12 protein-coding genes are annotated in these 17,702 nt (G+C 45.2%); 1 reads left to right on the top strand and 11 read right to left on the bottom strand.

The features are described from left to right. Nucleotides 1-397: 397 nt before the first annotated feature. The 3 genes from CHB92_RS24740 to CHB92_RS24730 form a co-directional block, all read right to left on the bottom strand. Nucleotides 398-1,279: a sugar phosphate isomerase/epimerase family protein gene (locus CHB92_RS24740; protein ID WP_089321923.1), complete on the bottom strand. Its 882-nt coding sequence runs from the start codon at nucleotides 1,277-1,279 to the stop codon at nucleotides 398-400. Nucleotides 1,280-1,397: 118 nt separating this feature from the next. Beyond that, nucleotides 1,398-2,276 (bottom strand): ThuA domain-containing protein, encoded by an 879-nt coding sequence (locus CHB92_RS24735; RefSeq protein ID WP_089321922.1) that lies wholly within the window; start codon nucleotides 2,274-2,276, stop codon nucleotides 1,398-1,400. A 54-nt stretch (nucleotides 2,277-2,330) separates the two neighbouring features. After that, nucleotides 2,331-5,507: a PVC-type heme-binding CxxCH protein gene (locus tag CHB92_RS24730; protein ID WP_089321921.1), complete on the bottom strand. Its 3,177-nt coding sequence runs from the start codon at nucleotides 5,505-5,507 to the stop codon at nucleotides 2,331-2,333. 477 nt (nucleotides 5,508-5,984) lie between these two features. Here CHB92_RS24730 and CHB92_RS24725 point away from each other — a divergent pair, with 477 nt between their 5' ends. Beyond that, complete coding sequence (locus CHB92_RS24725; RefSeq protein ID WP_089321920.1) at nucleotides 5,985-6,419, top strand: hypothetical protein; 435 nt, start codon at nucleotides 5,985-5,987, stop codon at nucleotides 6,417-6,419. A gap of 314 nt (nucleotides 6,420-6,733) precedes the next feature. On the opposite strand, the gene CHB92_RS24720 is transcribed toward CHB92_RS24725, so the two are convergent. The 8 genes from CHB92_RS24720 to CHB92_RS24685 all read right to left on the bottom strand — a co-directional run. Next, nucleotides 6,734-7,936, bottom strand: coding sequence for a Gfo/Idh/MocA family protein (locus tag CHB92_RS24720; protein WP_089321919.1), 1,203 nt, complete (start codon nucleotides 7,934-7,936; stop codon nucleotides 6,734-6,736). Between the two features lie 19 nt (nucleotides 7,937-7,955). After that, on the bottom strand, nucleotides 7,956-9,020 hold the full coding sequence (locus CHB92_RS24715) for a sugar phosphate isomerase/epimerase family protein (RefSeq protein WP_089321918.1): 1,065 nt from the start codon (nucleotides 9,018-9,020) through the stop codon (nucleotides 7,956-7,958). A 172-nt stretch (nucleotides 9,021-9,192) separates the two neighbouring features. After that, on the bottom strand, nucleotides 9,193-10,416 hold the full coding sequence (locus CHB92_RS24710) for a class I mannose-6-phosphate isomerase (protein ID WP_089321917.1): 1,224 nt from the start codon (nucleotides 10,414-10,416) through the stop codon (nucleotides 9,193-9,195). A gap of 16 nt (nucleotides 10,417-10,432) precedes the next feature. Next, nucleotides 10,433-11,497, bottom strand: coding sequence for an aldose 1-epimerase family protein (locus CHB92_RS24705; protein ID WP_089321916.1), 1,065 nt, complete (start codon nucleotides 11,495-11,497; stop codon nucleotides 10,433-10,435). Between the two features lie 149 nt (nucleotides 11,498-11,646). Next, complete coding sequence (locus CHB92_RS24700) at nucleotides 11,647-13,146, bottom strand: RagB/SusD family nutrient uptake outer membrane protein (RefSeq protein ID WP_089321915.1); 1,500 nt, start codon at nucleotides 13,144-13,146, stop codon at nucleotides 11,647-11,649. A 49-nt stretch (nucleotides 13,147-13,195) separates the two neighbouring features. Beyond that, entirely contained in the window at nucleotides 13,196-16,285 is a 3,090-nt protein-coding gene (locus tag CHB92_RS24695) for a SusC/RagA family TonB-linked outer membrane protein (RefSeq protein ID WP_089321914.1), read from the bottom strand. Nucleotides 16,286-16,524: 239 nt separating this feature from the next. Beyond that, nucleotides 16,525-17,298: a 3-keto-disaccharide hydrolase gene (locus CHB92_RS24690; protein ID WP_089321913.1), complete on the bottom strand. Its 774-nt coding sequence runs from the start codon at nucleotides 17,296-17,298 to the stop codon at nucleotides 16,525-16,527. Between the two features lie 263 nt (nucleotides 17,299-17,561). Further along, on the bottom strand, nucleotides 17,562-17,702 hold a 141-nt coding region (locus tag CHB92_RS24685), incomplete at its 5' end, for an IS3 family transposase (protein WP_144266320.1).

Raw genomic sequence — 17,702 nt, 5'->3', positions numbered from 1 at the left:
GTTAATGTTGTCGTTCATTGGATTTGGGTTTAGAAGTTTTAAATATGGAAGTATTAGGCGAATTAAAGTGAAAGCAACATAGAGCTCCTTTTTCCGTGCCTCTAACGTAAGGCTGGTCCACTATGCTTCTCTACTGACTGTTTTGTTCCATTCCATCGTCGGAGAAGGGCCTAGTTTTGTTCTCTTCTCTCCAAGTTGGCTCTAAGTGGTTAATGTAGGTTTTATCTCCCGCACATGAGTATATGTGCAGGATGCCAGAACTTCCTTCTTTGCCATTTCTTTAACTATGTGACCGACCTGACCTTCATAGGTTTACTCGACTTTGTTCACGAGCTATGTCAAAACACAACATAAGTTATTGATTTATTCATAAGTTACATAACAACTATACAAAACACTAACGGACGTAATTAACGGTCACATGCTTATCCAAACCATGCTTCAGGCACATTTGATTGATAAGCGTCAAACCGTTTTCTGCTATATCCCAAGGTGTTGAGTATTCACGCCATACGCCAATTGAATTGGCAAAATCAGGATCATTCCTGGAAAAGGCCTCAATGGTGATCCAGCCGGAGTAACTTACATCGGCTAGAGCTGAAAAGACTGCATCAAAGTCTATATGACCATCACCTGGTGTGCCGCGGTCGTTCTCGCTGATGTGCACATGCGCCAGCACAGGCGCTATGTCTTGAATGGCCTTATCAAACTTCTTCTCTTCGATGTTAGCGTGGTGCGTATCAAACATTGCTTTCACGTTGGGATGATCCACCCTCCTAACCAATTGTGTCAACTGCCTCATGGTGTTACACAAATAGCACTCAAAACGGTTAAGCGCCTCTAAAGCCAACGTGATATCGGCCTGAGCTGCATACTCCCCGGCAGCATGCAGCACCTCGGCGCTCCAGCCAAATTCTCGGTCTTCAGGAGCACGGCGCGCAAAAGTGGCATGAGCCGAATGAAAAGGACCGCAAATTACCTTCGCCTGCATATCGTGGGCACGGTCTATAGCCCATTTAATACGCTCCAGTCCTTTGGTCCTGACAGCAGCGGCATCGCTGATAGGGTTATCATCCTTCCCGACCACAAAAACACAGGTTGCCTCCATGCCAATATTCCGGACGTGATTCCCTAGCCGCTTATACGCAACTTTATCTGGTGAACCTATAAGACACTCTATGCCATCATATCCGATTGTTTTCAATCGATCGGCAATAGGCATCAACTCATCCGACACTACTGCCGACCAAGCCAGCAAGTTAAATCCTATCTTATTCATTGCAGTTCATGAGGTTGTTTAAAACTAAGTTTAGAGCTTAAGTCAGGAACACAAAAAGATGCGGCCAAACCAATCCTTTACAGAAACTCATAACCTGTGCGCTATTACCACATCAGTTTTAAAGCCCATGGTAAGGAACGTCCATGGCTATTTTCCCTGCCCAATTCTCAGGGACCGGTTTGCCTGCCCCCCAATGAATGGCATTGATTACCAGGCGCTGGAAAGGCTCCAGGTTAAAATCTCCGGGATGGCCTAAAGTGGTCATGAAAGCTTTACCACCGTAGGTGTTTTCTCCTGTCCATGCTACCGGGTGATCGATAGCCTCTTTATCCGGGTTAACGGCGTGCCCCATTAACAACCAGTCAGACCCGTTTGAAGGATAATCAGGTAAGACGGTGTATAACCAGGATGCTGCGTGGAAATTCTTATCGACCCCGGTCAGAATGGGGTTTCCGCTAGCCTCTGGAATAACTGACACCTCAGTGCTGGATTCATGCCCATAGTGCGTGTGGTTCGCTTTGCCGCCCCAGCCCGGAGGCGAGTTAAAGGCAACTTCACCAAAGGCATTCCATTTTTCCAACGCATGCCCCTTCGGATAGTTAAAGGCATGCGTAGTGGTTCGGAAACCGACTACTGGCTTTCCGGTCTTCAGATAATCTTCAATAAGTTTTACCTGGTCGGCTGGTAAACGGCGCCACCGCAGGAAGAACACGGCCAGGTCCGCCTCTTTTAAGGCTTCCAGTCCTGGTATATTTTCTTCCGAAGTGTGATCCGGCGATGATTTTAACACGATGGTACCCATACCATAGTTCTTTTCCAGCTCAGCAGCGATGAGCGGCATGGTGGCTTCGCTGCTGTATTCATGGTCGCCGGTAACAAACACCACAAGCGGTTTTTCAGCATTTGTGGTGCTTATCGACTGTGCACAGCTATAGAATGCGCACTGCACTACCAGGCAAAGCAAGGCCAAGCACACTATGTTTTTCAAATCATTCATAGACAAAACAAGAAGTATACACTGGGTTTAAACTGATCTTTATGGCGAACGCACTTACTCCTCCATAGGATGTTGTTTGAGCAACTCTTCAGGAGAATAGAAACCTGTTTTGTTTTTCGTGGCCTCCCGCACTTGTCTCACTTTATCCGGAGAGATAGCAGATGCTTTGTTGCCGAAGGAATTTCGAACATAAGTTAGCACAGCTGCTACTTCTTCGTCCTTCAGCATCCCTCCAAAAGGAGTCATAGGTACTTGACCGGGATACTCTTTCCCCAGCACCTTTATAGGGCCATGGAGCCCATTCAACACAAGTTTAATCAGGCGTTCATCGCTGCCTGATACCCATTTAGTACCGGTAAGTGGTGGAAAGCCAGAGGCGGAAAGTCCTTTCGCGTCTGGCTGATGGCAAGTACCGCAGAAGCCTTCACGGGCATAGATTGCCTCCCCTTTAATGAAAAGGTCACGTTCAGCGCCTTTAAGATCCGTTTTAGCAAGCACTTCTTTTTTCTCTTCCACCTCACGTCCACTTAAATGTGCCAGTGCTGTTTCATGGGCATGCACCATCCATTCATCAAGAGGTTTTTTACCAGCTTCCATCACAATCGGCAGCCCCTCGTCCTTGCCCAGCCAGGAGGCCGCTACAATCGCTTCCAGGCGGACACGGCCATGCTCATCCCTTGCTGCCTCCATGAGTAAATCCGCCTGATCTGCCACCTGGTGCCCTGTGTAGCGAAGCACGCGTATGGCCGCGGCGCGGGCCCGGTAATCTTTGGCTTTAAGCAACTTCCGAAGCAGGGTTTCATCCACCTGGTTTAGGCCCCAGCTTACCCACAGGGCTTCCAGCAGGTGGTGCTCATACCTAGCATCGTTCTTGTCCAGGTTAGCAGTCCATGTCCTAAGTTGAGGTAGCACTTCAGGTGCCTTGCGTCCCCGGAGCTCTCGCCGGGTACGGTAACGGGTCCTGAACTCAGGGAGCTTCAGGTTATCTAACAGCTCGTTGATGCTTGCACCTGCTACCTTGGCTGGCGCCACCAACGGCCGTGACGGATAGGTGATGCGGTAAATACGGCCATGCACGTGGTCGCGGAGTGGATCGCGTGCATTGTGCTGCATGTGCCCTATCAGTACGTTGTGCCAGTCAACGAGATAGAGAGAACCATCCGGTGCAAACTCCATGTCTACCGGGCGAAAGTTCCTGTCGTCTCCCTGTACGAGGTCTTGTCGGTGCTTGCTCTTATAGCCGGTGCCATCATCAACCATCATATGTTGTTTCATGCCTAGATAGCCAATGGTGTTATTAATCAGCATATCTCCCTGCACTTCATTTGGAAAGTGACGGCTCGAGACGAACTCCAAGCCTGAAGTAGGACGCACCAAGTGCTTATCTTCAATTAACTGAACTGATTTGTGGGTAGCCACGCCATATCTTGGCTTAACGGTTCCTGGCATCATCCAGCGCACATCCGGGCTAGAGGTCTCTGCAAAGAAGTTCTCTCCCCACTCATCAAACGCAATACCCCAGGGATTGGGGATTGAAAGCTGGGCAGTACGCTCAAGCTGACGTCGCTGTGGGTTATACCGGTAGAAACCTCCGTTTGTACCACGAACTGGTCCGTAAGAAGTTTCCACATTTGTATGGAGGAAAACCCCTTCGCCCATGTAAATAGCACCAGATGGGTCTGCGGTGTATGCGCCGTGTGCGTGGTGTGTGTCATGGTCATCAAAACCACTCAAAAGGATTTCTTTTTTATCTGCCTTGTCGTCACCGTCCGTGTCGGTGTAGAGCATAAGGTTTGTACCCTGTGAAACATATACCCCTTCTGGTGCAAGCTCAAAGCCTACAGGAAGGTGCAAGCTATCCGCAAAGGTGGTTTGCTTATCTGCTTTACCGTCCTTATTCGTATCTTCCAGAATAATGAGTTTATCGTTTGGCCTCGCATCGCCTGGTTTGTAGTGCGGGTAACTTGGCATGGTTGCCACCCAGAGACGGCCTTTATTATCAAAGGAAAGCTGGACGGGGTTTGCCAGATCGGCAAACTCTTTTTCAGAAGCGAAGAGCTCAATTTTGTAACCTGGTGCAACATGCAGTTTATCCAGCGCATCCTGACCATAAAGGTACTCCGTACTGCCGTTCTCCTCTGGATCATAATTTGTTTCTACCGGGGGCAGTTTCGTCGTTTTTTGATCCGCAGCAGCTACATCCATCTTTTCCCCTTTAGCCGCTCTCCGGATGGCCTCATCCCTGATAGCCGTCATTTCACGGATTTTAGCAAGCTCTGCGGGGTAGTTGTCCGGACCAAATGGATTGTAGCGGCGGCCGAAAACATGCACACCATTCGGAATTTTAAAGTCATTATGCCACATCCAGTTCTTTTCAAGAACTGCTGCCCGAACTAAGGCTCGATGCGCTTCAGCTTTTGGAGTAGCCTTGCCAAAGACCTTGTCAGCTAGTAGTTTTGAGAACCTTTCATAACCGGCATCGGTAAGCTGAGATCCATCAATTGTCAGAGGCTCTTTACTAGCATCAAACCATTTTTTAGTGGGCGTATAAGCATCTACAAAGTGTACATTGTTTTTAGCTGCCACCTCTTGCATAGCCTCTGCATATAGCTTGAGGTTTACGTTCTCCTGTTCCCCGTTCGGAAGATCGTATCGTTCAGCAAGGTCTTCGAAGGCGATGGGCGACACAATGGCGAGTTGCGTAGAGGAATCTCCATTGTAGTTTTGGCTCAGGGTATGTTTGATGAAAGCATCCAGCTCTGCTTTATAATTTTCAAGCCCTTCCGGTCCCTGAAATGATTCGTTATAGCCAAAGAACGCAATAATGATATCTGCCTTAAGCCGGGTGAGCCACTCATCCTCCGTTTCAAAATGACCTTCACTACCTGAACTCCTGGCAAGCTCAGTCTGAAACTTCTCAGCGCCAGAGAATGCCCAAGGTGACGCACGCCCTGCATGGGGTCTGAACCCAGGCGTGTTTCCACCGTCACTCATGTTACGGATATACAATAAACTGTCTGGGTAACGCAGGTGCATCTCAGTTTCGAAATGCCCATAGTTCAGCATCCTTGAGCCAAGATTGTTGCCGATTAAGACGATATGTGAACCTTTTTCAACCTTTAATGCAGGTGGGTTTAGCAGGGTAAACTGAAGCGTTAGTACGCCAATTACTATTACACTGGGTACTTTAAGCGTGAATGTGGCTTTCCCTTTCATAGCTTCTGCTGTCATAAGTTCACTAATCTTAGTTAAAGTTAGGCATCTACCTCAGTAAACTGTCATGAACTGTCTTGATTATTAGCACCTTTCGGCTATGATGACAAAAAGATTGACATACAAATCTTTGAGCCTATAAGACAGGAGAGTAAGTAGCAACAAGTGCGAGGAAAACGTATAACAAAAGCTATAAGAAGACAGACTAACTGTTAAACATGAGCCTCTCTAAGCGTCTCAATTGGTTTGTGACTTTGCTTTACGTTTATGTTCCGCCCGATTCCGTTCTACTGCCTTACAATAAGCCTTGTCTGAGGAGAAACTATTCCGAGGCTGCTCAGTCCAATACTATGAGAACAGTTGCTCGTCCGAAATACAACTTATCATTTAAGATAATGACCTCTATAGCTAATGCTTCGCTATACATTTTAAAACCCTACCAATTTTTTATTTCCTTCCCATCTCTTATATTACTGTTAAACAAGCTGCTTCAGAATGAAAAAATTATACATGCTTGCTGCCTTGATAGCCCTTTCTGGTTTATTTGTTTGGGGCTCACGACAACATGGTTCCAGGGGTGAAGCCAATGGCCAAAAAGAAAGCGCAGCAAAAGTAGATACTGATTATAAGGTTGTGCATGCGAGTGACAGTACTTCGGGCAAGCTACAAGCGTATAATTCAGCAACTGACTTTGTGATTGCCTCTCTCCAGGAACCTCGCACGGCTGAGTTCCCTACTACAAAAGAAAAGCTAAAGCATATAAAGTATCTGGGGGATAAAAGATATCAAGTAGATTCCTGGGTCGATAGCCAAGACACCTATGGCGCAATGACCAGAAGAAGCTTTTCTTGTATCATTAAGATAGACGGCGCCAGCGTAATCAAAGAGAGGTTTATGATAGAAGAAAATGGATATATACCCCGTAGTTAAGTTGAAGGGCAGCGTTGGCAAAGACTACAGTCTAGCTCAGGAGGTAGTAGAGATAACCTTGATCACCAAGCGCATTAGGTAGAAGTACTATCCACCTTCAATCAGCGTCACTAATTGTCTTTAAGGCAGGGGGTACGCCCGTAACAGGTAATTATAAATTGGAGACCAGGAGCAGTAAGAAAGCAGAACGATGAAAAGGCACCATAACGAAAGCTGCATTTAGGGAAACGATAAACAAAAAAGCTGTTGAGACATGACCATTTAGCAACAAACGATCATGTCTCAACAGCTTCATACTATAGGATACAGGTTAGCTACACTTCTTCACTTAGCATCGCCTCCTTTTCAGTTTCCTGCTTTTTACGCCATTCGACGTCTGTGTTTTTCCAGCTCCCTGCAGATGCTGACTCCAGAACTGCCTGGCATACTTTCTGTGTTTCAAGTGCCTCTCTAAAGTTTGGAGAACATACCCCACCTCTTTCCAGGCTTTTCAGAAAATCCGCTACCTGATGAACAAAGGTATGTTCATAGCCAATGGAGAGGCCGGGAACCCACCATTTATCCATATAAGGTTGGTCACCATCTGTAACATGAATGGAGCTCCAGCCCTTAACGATAGAATCGTCAGCATTATCGAAGTACTCCAGGCGGTTCAGGTCGTGCAGATCCCATCGAATAGACGCGTTTTCTCCATTGATCTCAAAGGTATATAGCGCTTTGTGCCCACGTGCATAACGAGTTGATTCAAAAAGCCCTAATGACCCATTATCAAAGTGACAGAAAAAGGCACAGGCATCATCGATGCTGACTTTCTGCATTTTCCCGGTTGATTGATGCACACGCTCTTTAATAAAGGTCTCGGTAACGGCAGACACGTCTTTAATACCTCCGTTTAGCCACATAGCTGTGTCAATACAATGGGCAAGAAGATCTCCTGTAACACCAGAACCAGCTGCATCTGCATCTAAACGCCATGTTGCAGCACCACCCTGCGGCAGACTAGCATTAATCGTCCAGTCCTGTAGGAAGTTTGCCCTGTAATGGAATATTCTTCCAAGCTTACCCGAATCAACAATCTGTTTAGCCAGTGTTACTGCAGGCACGCGGCGGTAATTGTACCATACCGTGTTCTTAACACCTGCCTTCTCAATGGCATCCACCATTTGCTTTGCCTCTGCTAGCGTTCTGGCAAGAGGTTTCTCACAAAGAACCATTTTTCCCGCCTCTGCAGCAGCAATCGCAATCTCAGCATGCATGTCGTTTGGTGTGCAAATATCCACCGCATCGATGTCATCTCGGGCAACAACTGCTCTCCAATCGGTTTCTGTTGATTCATACCCCCATTGTTCGGCAAATGCCTTCACTTTTTCTCCGTTGCGGGAGCAAACAGCCTTTAAGACGGGGGAAAACTCCAGTTCCGGGAAGAAGTTTTTAACGCGATTGTAGCCATTGGAATGTGTCCGAGCCATGAAGCCGGTTCCGATCAGACCTATTCTCAACTTTTTATTGTTTTCCATTTTTACGCTTTTTAAGTGTTTATTGAACAGTATCAGCCATAAGCTGTTTCTCTGGCTCATACCAGCCGTGCAACTGGCGCACTTTTATCATAGCCGAAAGAATATCTTTCCAGGTCTGTTGCTGCATCATCACTTCATTGGAAAACATGCATCCATCCCAACAAATATGTTTGAAGGCTTTGGTTAGCTCTCCTTTCTCATCCCGCAACCAGTAACCTGCATCCCTGGCAATATCCAGCTTCCCATTAGGGTCTGATGCCAGGCAATGGCGTCCTGTTTTGTCGTGTGAACCTGTGCCGTGTACGGTACCATCATTCTGGGCTACATGGAAGTCTATTGTCCAGGGACGAAGTGCATTTGTCAACGTTACAAGCCCCTGTGTCAGTGCTCCACGGTCACTCCAGTCGAAGTCAACAGGCAGAATGCGGTCTTCTGGCCTGTTGTATCCCAATAAGTAAAGCAGGGTATGAGACATATCGGCCTGAAAGCCAATGTTAGGGCGTCCGACAGCCTCCAGCGTATCTATCATGGTTCTCCAGCTATGCATACCGCCCCAGCAGATTTCGCCCTCGGCTGCAAGTTTCTCTCCGTAGTCAGCTGCTACATCGCAGGCTTCACGGAAAGTCTGGGCAATCATCTTTGTACTATTTTCCGGATCAAGGGCCCAACGCTGCGGTGTACTGGCAGAATCGATGCGGATAACCCCGTGAGGACGAACACCGAGTTCGCGTAACTTGCTACCAAATATGCAGGATTTCCGAACCTGTTCTACAAACTGGGCACGCTCTTCTTTAGTACCCATCGCAGGTCCTCCCCAGATAGGCGCGACAAGTGTACCTATCTCTAGATCTAGAGAAGACACTTTATCTACTAATCTTTTTATGCCATCTCCTGTGTTATCTATATTAATGTGCGGCTCAAAAAGACCTATGTCAACGCCATCAAACTTTATTCCGTCTACTTCGGCAGCAGCGGTCATTTCAAGCATGGTATCAAAAGAGATTGGAGGCTCCGAATCAGGACCTTTTCCCACTATACCAGGCCATGTAGCATTGTGCAATTTTGGATAGTTGTTCTCGTTCATAAGCCAATAAATTATATCAGTTTAAAAAAAACAGGTTCTAATATTTGAGAGATGCTACGCGTTGCAGTTTTGTCAAAACCAGAACTTTATCGATGTTGGCTACACTTAAGTTGGCGTCCGAAGAGTACCAATTAGCGTAGGTTCAACAAGCTTATAGTAAGATGCTTTTCTGCTACAATACTAGATCAGGATTACCTGGGCCAAAATGTTTCAGCATCACGATAGGGTCTGTTGTAGATGCATTAGCGATTTTAATACCCGCCATGGCCGCTTTTTCACTCACGAAGAATTCATCGTTGGTCAACTGTCCGTAACGGATTAGAGCAGGAGTCTCTATGTTCCACACCCCCATCTTACCATGGCCCTGCATCATGATCAGGCCATAAGCAGCGCTATCTTTGATCGTTACTGTTGCTCCTGGGAGTATCGTAAGTTCTTTCGCACTGAAGGCGTCGGACTTATAGCACACCCAGTTTTCGATATAACCTTCGGCTTCCATTTCTTCTAAAGGCCTTACAGGCGTGGGAGCCATAAACCGGTTATCCATCATATTAGGATCGAGGTTCAACTCCCAGTCCAGTACCTCCAGTAGCTGATCGTAGTCACCTATTCTATCAGCAGGGGTACCATTCCATAATAGTTGTTCTGGTATGATGGCCTCGTTCACTAAAGACTGATACATTGCAAATACATCCGATGCTTTCTGAGGTTCATAAGTACACATACTACCTGGGGCATGCAATAGTCCTGGCGGCACATCCCAGCCTGTGCCCGGCTCTAGACGATAGGCCTGTGAATAGTTCGTTATCTTGTTGTCGCCTTTAGAGAAGTTTTCAAGACACTCACGGATCCTTTCTTTAGGTGTGCCGGGTGTAATGCCAAAAAATGTGTAGGGGAAATCACCTCCATGGTTATTAAGCTGCGGCGGGAAGTAGTAAGCCTCTGGTTTACCCAACTGGCCGATTAGCTTTGCATGCTCGTCGTTGTGGTGCACGTGATGGGGCAAAGGTCCCATATTATCAAAGAACTTGGAGTACATAGGCCAACTGCCATACTCATTCCACAAGCGGTCACCTATTACCTCGCCCTTCAGCTCATCAATGGCATCCCTTAGTAGGAACTTTTCTTCTTTTCCACCATCGTTAAATACGACAGCACTTAAGCCTTCATTCTCTCCAGTAAGCGGACCGTTTTTCGCTGGTGTAGTTGAAGAAAGCCAGCGTTCATCAATACCGCCACGCTCTCCACCCAGCACATAGTAATCGTCCGGGTGTAACTTTATTCTTCGTCCTGGCACACAAAACGAACGAGGTACCCAAGTTGGAGCTAATCGAAGGATACCTTTGCCCTGCTCTAAAGCCTTCACAGCCAAACTTACTTTTTCTAGTGTTTCCATTACTTTTCTGTTATGGTTAGCTTAAATTATTCCTTAAAAAGTCCCTTATTACGGCTTCATCTCTCAACACTTCTATTTCTAGATCATATGTCCGGCACTCTCCCGGTGCTATGTATATAAGTTCGCCTTGCTCCCGTGCCTTTGCCTGTCCTATAGGCGGATTTGTACCAGGTTCAAGTCCCGTGACGTACTCACCCTCTCCCCAATGCTGCCAGTTCGTTAACCAAGGCAATTGCTCTTTCTGAAAACGCAGTGTAAGGGCAACACCGATTTTAGAGTTATGAAACCCACATATGCATTGCCCCGCTTTGTTAGGCGTCACGTTAATGAAAGCTGCTTCCTCGCCAGTGCCGTTATGCTCGGTTAAGGGGCTAGGGCACTTGCGGAAGTTATTACCCTCCCTAAATATTATATTGTTTGGCTCCCCCTCCCGCGACCTCCACTCCCCTTGCCAAATAATGTCGGTGCCGGCATCTATTAAGGGCCAGCCAAAGTTGAAATGATAAAGAAGCATGTGAGGGGCAGGTGTATTGCCCCGGTTTATTACTTCATCATGGATTGTGAGAGTTGCTTGACCGATCTTCCCTGATATTGTTCGTCTTAACTCCAGATTAGGCCCAAACAGCTGCGTTTGTTTTATCCTCCCCGTAATGCTCATCTCCATTTTACCAACTAAGGGATCGGGCTGAATTACTGACTCGATTTCCGCAGGGATGTTGCTTACTTGTCCGTGCAGGCCACGCTCGCCATAAGCATCCGCCTCCGGGCCTCCAGTGTGGGTTAAACCACACGTAACGAGTAGCCCTCCTCCAAATGTTCTTAGCCAATCCGCTCCTCTGTTCGAGAATGGCTCTGGCGGGGTAACACCTAAATAGCTTAACCAGGCAAGGCTGTGCTGATTGTAGAAGGCATCAGCCACATCCATTGCCCGGTCAATCACTACCTTATAGCGTAAACCTGTTCCGGTATTGACCCATGCAATACGGGTTCCGCGCCCATGACCATTATCTATCACAGATGTCTCGATACCTCCTACCTGAGCAGGATTACAAATCTTGTTTTTCCAAGTTGAGTCTGCCAAATCTTCAGTTTGTTAATGGTGCTAAACATCACAGGAAGCATGCTCATTTCGAGCCAGTAACACGCCAACGAATAGAGTATAAAACCCTTTCGATTGGCGTGTTGGGCGAGAATAGCCAGCTTCACCGACAAAGCGGTGGTTCATAAAGGCTAAAAGTGGGGGCTCAAAGCGGCCTCATCTGCCGGAAGAGCATAGTACAAACTAATATTGTTGAAAACGTGTGGACGAGGGGCAGCACCTTCCGGATAGTAGTAATCCTGGGGATTTGCTTTAATTCTCTCTCCATAAGCGGTAATTACATCCACTGCTCTGCCTGTTCTGACTAAGTCGAACCAGCGTTTGTTTTCAAAGGCTAACTCTACCCTTCTTTCATGGTAAATACCCTCTAGCAAGTTACCCCCTGAATAATCATCCAGACCGGCGCGATTACGTACAATATTCAGGTAAGTCTCAGCTTCACCGCTTTTGCCCTGCTGGGCCAATGCCTCCGCTAAGAAAAGTAGCACTTCAGAATACCGGTATACAGGCCAATTTATCCCGTGGTTATTATGCAGAGAATGAGTTTTTGCATACTTTTTAATATACGGAAATACCTTGTTTTGCCGGGCACTTCCGCTTATAGTAGTATAAGCAATAGTAGCTTCTTCTCTTTCATCCCCCTCTTCATATGCTGCAATAAGATCAGGGGTGGGAATATTGTACCCCTGTATATCGAGCGGCTGTGGATTAGAGGTGCCGGTAATAGCTACCACTTCCTCAACACTCATTGGGCGAGGCAAGAAACGGTAAAGGAAGTTCCCGTTAAGCCCTGCTGCTCCTTCCATGAATTGTACTTCAAAGACCGATTCGATATTATTCTTGTTACTCGCATTATTAGAAAAGGCATCAGCATAATCAGGCATCAAATCATACTCGTTGCTGCTGACTACTTCCTTCAGCAGAGCCTCTGCTTCAGACCATCTCTTTTGTACAATGTACACATTTGCAAGTAAAGTTCTTGCCGCACCCGATGTAACTCTCCCTGCTTCTTGCTGAGATTTAGGCGGCAACAAAGGAATAGCCTCACTGGCATCCTGTATGATCTGTGCATAAACCTCTTCTTCTTGTGACAGTGGCAATGCCGCTTCCTGCCGGTTAGCTACAGGAGTTAAATGCAGAGGAACACTGCCGAAGTAGCGTGCCAATTCAAAATAAGCATACGCCCTTAGAAATAATGCTTGTCCTTTTATGTTATTTTTCGATTCTGCTTTAAACTCTACATTATCAATAGAAGCTAGGATCTGGTTTGTCCTAGCTATGATCTGATAATCCAACCGGTACTGGTTAAGTACATGTACATTGGAGGTTACCCCATTTGCAGCAGGAACAGCAAAATCAGCCAAGTCTTCTTCCTGTTCGGTAGCTCCAAACAATGGGTTGCGATTATAGTATGCATTATCAGAATGCAGTTCACCTAAAAGCCAAGCCCTGTCATTTACTATGCTCCGTAACGGAGCATAGGCGCCATTAACAGCTTGTTGGAAATCGGCTTCTTTGGTGAAAAATGTTGCCGAGCTCAAAGAGGTCTCTGGTACTATTTCCAGGAAATCGTCTTTACAACCAGTGAGCACAGCACCTATAATAAAAGTTAATATGATTCCTTTTTTCATTTTATTTCACATAATGATATTGGAAATTCATTTAGTTATGACAAGCCGATTAGAAATTGAGATTAGCACCAAGAGTGAAGGTGCGCGGAACTGGATAATTGGAAAAATCTATTCCCTGGCTCAGGTTACCACCGTTTCCGTTTCCATCTCCCTGTGCACTTGTCTCGGGATTTGGTCCACCCCAATAATTTGTAAATACCCAGGCTTGTTGAATAGAAGTATAAACTCTGGCTGATTTGATAAACTTGCTGATAGCACCAAGAGTGTAGCCAATCGTTATGTTTTTAATAGTGAAATAGGAAGCATCAGCTATAAAGTGGCTGCTCATCCAGTCTCTCTCGATACCTGTTACGTTACCTCCTCCGACAGTAGTACCAAAAACTCCTTTCCCCGGGTTTTCCTCTGACCTGAACCGATACTTAACATCATCTACCATGTTGAAAACCCCATCCAAGTTAGCTGTACTATATAAATGACGAACCAAGAGTTGATTGCCGTACGAGCCCGAACCTACAATACTCAGGTCAAACTTGCCGTATTGAAAGTTATTAACGATACCATAGGTGAACTTTGGGAAAGGGTTCCCTATTATCGAACGGTCATCATTGTCTCCACCATAGGTGATTATACCATCACCATTTACATCTCTTAACTTTATACTACCAACTGTTGAACGACCCGGAACTTGCGGAGAACTATTAAGATCCTCTTCATTCATGTATAGCCCATCGTCTATAAGGCCATAGAATTGACCAAAAGGCTGCCCTACCTGTGTTATATGGAAAGTACCGTACACCCTATCAATCCCATCAGCCAGGGCTATGACTTTGTTCCGGTTAAATGATATGTTTGCATTGGTTGTCCAAAGAAGTTTGCCCTCAATATTTCTTGTAGATAGTGCAAACTCATGGCCCCAAAAATCGATTTCGCCAATGTTGTCGTTAAAGTTACTAAAACCCGATTCCTGGGGTACTTGCACACTATAAAGCAAGTTGGTGGTTGTCTTCTTATAAAAGTCATACATGAACTGTATTCTGTCGTTGAACAAGCCCAAGTCTAGGCCAAAATCGAATTGCTTTGTGGTCTCCCAACCTAAATTGTTATTAGCCAAAGAAACAACTGCTGCACCAGGCGCTATGTTGTCGCCAAACACTGCGTTCACTGTATTATTGACAAGTGCATATTGTGTATAATTACCAATGTTGTTGTTTCCTGTCACACCATAACTGGCTCTGATCTTCGCAAAAGATATTTGTTCAATATCGTGTAAGAAATCCTCATCTGATACAACCCATCCTATTGAAGCAGAAGGGAAAATACCCCAACGGTTATTTTCACCAAAGCGGGAAGAACCATCACTTCGAACAGCAGCGCTAAAAAGGTACTTACCTTTATAATTGTAAGTGAGTCTAGATAGAAATGATGTCAGGCTCCACTCCTCCACACCACTGTAGGTACCGCCCCTGTTTATGTTTATCGCTCCCTGAACTGTAGGCAGCCTGTCATCTGCATAGGTGTCAGCCTGGAGCCGGGTTCTATCAAAACGGAATTGTTGGTTCGTGAAACCACCCAACAATTCAAAACTATGCTCATCAAAGCTTTTCGAATAAGTAGCAAGATTCTCATTTAGCCAGGTAAAAGTTTGAAGGTTGTCCCTAACTGAAACCGCTGTGGTCGGTATAGGTGTATTGATACTACTCGTTGCTGTAGAAGGGTTGAAAAACATGAATTTAGAATTCATCGTTTCAACGTTGAAAGTGGACTTGAGAACGAGCCCATCTATTGGCTTGTATTGGATGTAAGCATTTGAAAGCAAATTGATTGTTTCAGTCTCGTTCACCAGTTCATTTGCTGATCTCACCCAGTTGGGGTAGGCGTAAATGTTGCCCGTATTTGCCGGAAACCTATTGAACATGGTTAACTCACCGTTCTCGTCGTAGATAGGCATTATAGGCCAGGTATGCAGCGCATTAAAAAGAATTCCAGTTCCTCTGTCACCATCTGTTCTCGGCGTATTATCAAAGACATAGGAAGGGGCAACATTTAACCCAATTCTTATTTTATCAGATACTTCATAATCAGAATTTAAACGCGCAGAATACCTTTTGTATTCATTATTTAAAACCACTCCTTCCTGATCGAAGATGCCGGCAACTAACGCCGTGTTTAGCTTGTCTTTGTTTGACGTAACTGTTAAATTATAGCTTCGAATAGGGGCCGTTCTTAATAAAGCATCATACCAATCATTATTTTTGCCTTCATACTGAGAAGGATCCTGGAAAATCTCCGGTACAGGTTGGCCTGCATCTTCATAGTACTCCTTTTTAAACTGGGCAAACTCAACAGCATCCATCATGTCAATTCTGCCCCTTTCCGGCACTTGCTGTACACCAGCAAAGGCACTGAAGCTCACATTTGTTTGACCTGCCGCACCTTTTTTAGTAGTAATCAGCACTACCCCGTTTGCCGCTCTCGACCCATAGAGAGAAGTAGAGGCGGCATCCTTTAAGATCGTGATCTCCTGTATTTCATCAGGGTTGATAGCACCTATACTACCTGTAATCGGGAAGCCATCTACCACATATAGCGGATCGCTACCTCCTGTCACAGACAATTGCCCACGAATCCTAACTGACATCCCTTGTCCAGGCTTACCAGTCGTCTGATTTATCTGTACTCCTGCAACACGCCCTTGTACTTTTTGAGTTACCTGGGAAACGGGTATGTCTTTTATCTCTTTAGTACTTATCGTCTGTACAGCTCCTGTTACTTCCTTTTTTAACTGGCTCCCGTACCCTACCACCACTACTTCTTCTAAAGCTTTGGCATCAGCTCCTAGTTGTACGTTTACAGTAGAACGATTATTGATCGGTACTTCCTTATTTTGAAATCCTATATAAGAAAAAATCAGTGTTCCACTGCCATCAGGTACGTTAATGGAATAGACTCCATCAGCACCAGTGGGAGCAGCTATTGATGTCCCTTTCAAAACTACGGTTACACCAGGCAAAACTGCACCACCTTCGTCTGTTACCTTGCCCTGCACAGTAACGCCTTGAGCAAGTGCACTGGTAACAGAAAGGAATAGAAGATGAAGTATAAACAAATACCGCACCTTTTCAAGTAAATAGTTCTTCATCCCTGTTTTATTTAAGTTAGACTTGTATAAAAAAATAAGTAACAACTCTTTGTATAATAGCGCGGTCAGATCATTCAGCTAACTACACAATAATCCCTATCCGAACTTGCAGTTAAGACTTAATTAATACTTACCTTAAATTAATTTATATAATAGGCAGTTCTGTCCTGAGGTGTCCTGATATTTATAAGTAACTATAAGGATTATCCCATAACTTCAATAAGAGAATATACAATGCATTACAATTGCTTCAATCGCAGGTTTCGGTATTCGACTTTCATTGGCGGCCCAACATGTACTTGTATTCCCAACACTCCTGCAAGTTTCCGGTTAATAGTGTCGTTGTCTGTTACCTCACTCATCAAGATGCCGTTAACATAGTGTTGCAACTTGTTGCCTTTTACAACTAAGTGGACCTCGTTCCAATCACCACTTTTAATATGTTCTTTTAACGACTCTGAAGTACCAAGTGAGCCAGTTACTTTTGTAGCTGTCCAAGCATTGTTTTTAACATTCTCCTTTAATGATTTTGTTTGATTACGAGGGGAATATACCTTTACTCTCTGGCCGCGGTATGCAAGTGTTGTTCTTCCACGCTCTTCATAGTTCTGTCCGGTATATCGGTTATTTCCGTCTATATCAGCTTGGTACCCCGTAAGTGCGAAGGGAACACTGTCTATTTCAACACTCCTGTAATTAATACCACTGTTACCACTTTCTGTAAGGCGGAACTCTCCTTTCAATTCAAAGTCTGTTGTCTGTCCTCCTCTCCAGATAATGAAAGTGTTGTTCTTTAAAGGCTTATCAGGAGTAACTTCACCTACGAGATTACCATTTTCTACTTTCCAATAAGCGGGATCGCCCTCCCAACCTTTAAGTGTCTTACCATCAAATATCTTTATAAAACCATACTCAGCACTGGGGTCTTCCTGCGCTATAGCCCATACAATAGTTAAAAGGACGAAGGGAAGTGGCAGTATTTGCCTCATCTTCTTAAGTAGGTTCTCTCCCATATTGATTTTCTTAAGTGATTTTAGACTGTATTGGTAATGACGCTGGCTCAATTGGCATTCTTGCTGAATCTTATATTTGTTTGTTAGTTAAATCTAACCTTATTAAGGTGGCTAACTGTCATGTGCTGTGCTGACTAATAGCTTTTCTTTACATTTATTAGAATAAAGCGCAATAGAGGAAGGAGCTAAAAAATAAACTCCCCTTTATTCTTTAGCACGAAAAGAGCATGGTATGGACTTGCAACAAAAAAGTGGACAAAGGATTAAGCTGCTAAAGGTTTAAAGTTTAATAGTTCTTCCATTTGCTCGGGTGTACGGTATCCCAGACTTGAATGGAGCCTTTCTCTGTTGTAGAAGATCTCGATGTATTCGAATATCTCTACTGCAGCCTCCCTCCGGTTCTC

This window comes from Pontibacter ummariensis, assembly GCF_900188175.1.
GTDB classification, from domain to species: Bacteria; Bacteroidota; Bacteroidia; order Cytophagales; family Hymenobacteraceae; genus Pontibacter; species Pontibacter ummariensis.
This window is presented reverse-complemented; position numbering and strand designations above follow the sequence as displayed.

Bases quoted from the DNA above. Each gene is read 5' to 3' on its own strand.
- CHB92_RS24720 (WP_089321919.1), bottom strand. From the start codon at position 7,936: ATGGAAAACAATAAAAAGTTGAGAATAGGTCTGATCGGAACCGGCTTC.
- CHB92_RS24690 (WP_089321913.1), bottom strand. From the start codon at position 17,298: ATGGGAGAGAACCTACTTAAGAAGATGAGGCAAATACTGCCACTTCCC.
- CHB92_RS24735 (WP_089321922.1), bottom strand. From the start codon at position 2,276: ATGAATGATTTGAAAAACATAGTGTGCTTGGCCTTGCTTTGCCTGGTA.
- CHB92_RS24695 (WP_089321914.1), bottom strand. From the start codon at position 16,285: ATGAAGAACTATTTACTTGAAAAGGTGCGGTATTTGTTTATACTTCAT.
- CHB92_RS24725 (WP_089321920.1), top strand. From the start codon at position 5,985: ATGAAAAAATTATACATGCTTGCTGCCTTGATAGCCCTTTCTGGTTTA.
- CHB92_RS24715 (WP_089321918.1), bottom strand. From the start codon at position 9,020: ATGAACGAGAACAACTATCCAAAATTGCACAATGCTACATGGCCTGGT.
- CHB92_RS24700 (WP_089321915.1), bottom strand. From the start codon at position 13,146: ATGAAAAAAGGAATCATATTAACTTTTATTATAGGTGCTGTGCTCACT.
- CHB92_RS24710 (WP_089321917.1), bottom strand. From the start codon at position 10,416: ATGGAAACACTAGAAAAAGTAAGTTTGGCTGTGAAGGCTTTAGAGCAG.
- CHB92_RS24730 (WP_089321921.1), bottom strand. From the start codon at position 5,507: ATGACAGCAGAAGCTATGAAAGGGAAAGCCACATTCACGCTTAAAGTA.
- CHB92_RS24740 (WP_089321923.1), bottom strand. From the start codon at position 1,279: ATGAATAAGATAGGATTTAACTTGCTGGCTTGGTCGGCAGTAGTGTCG.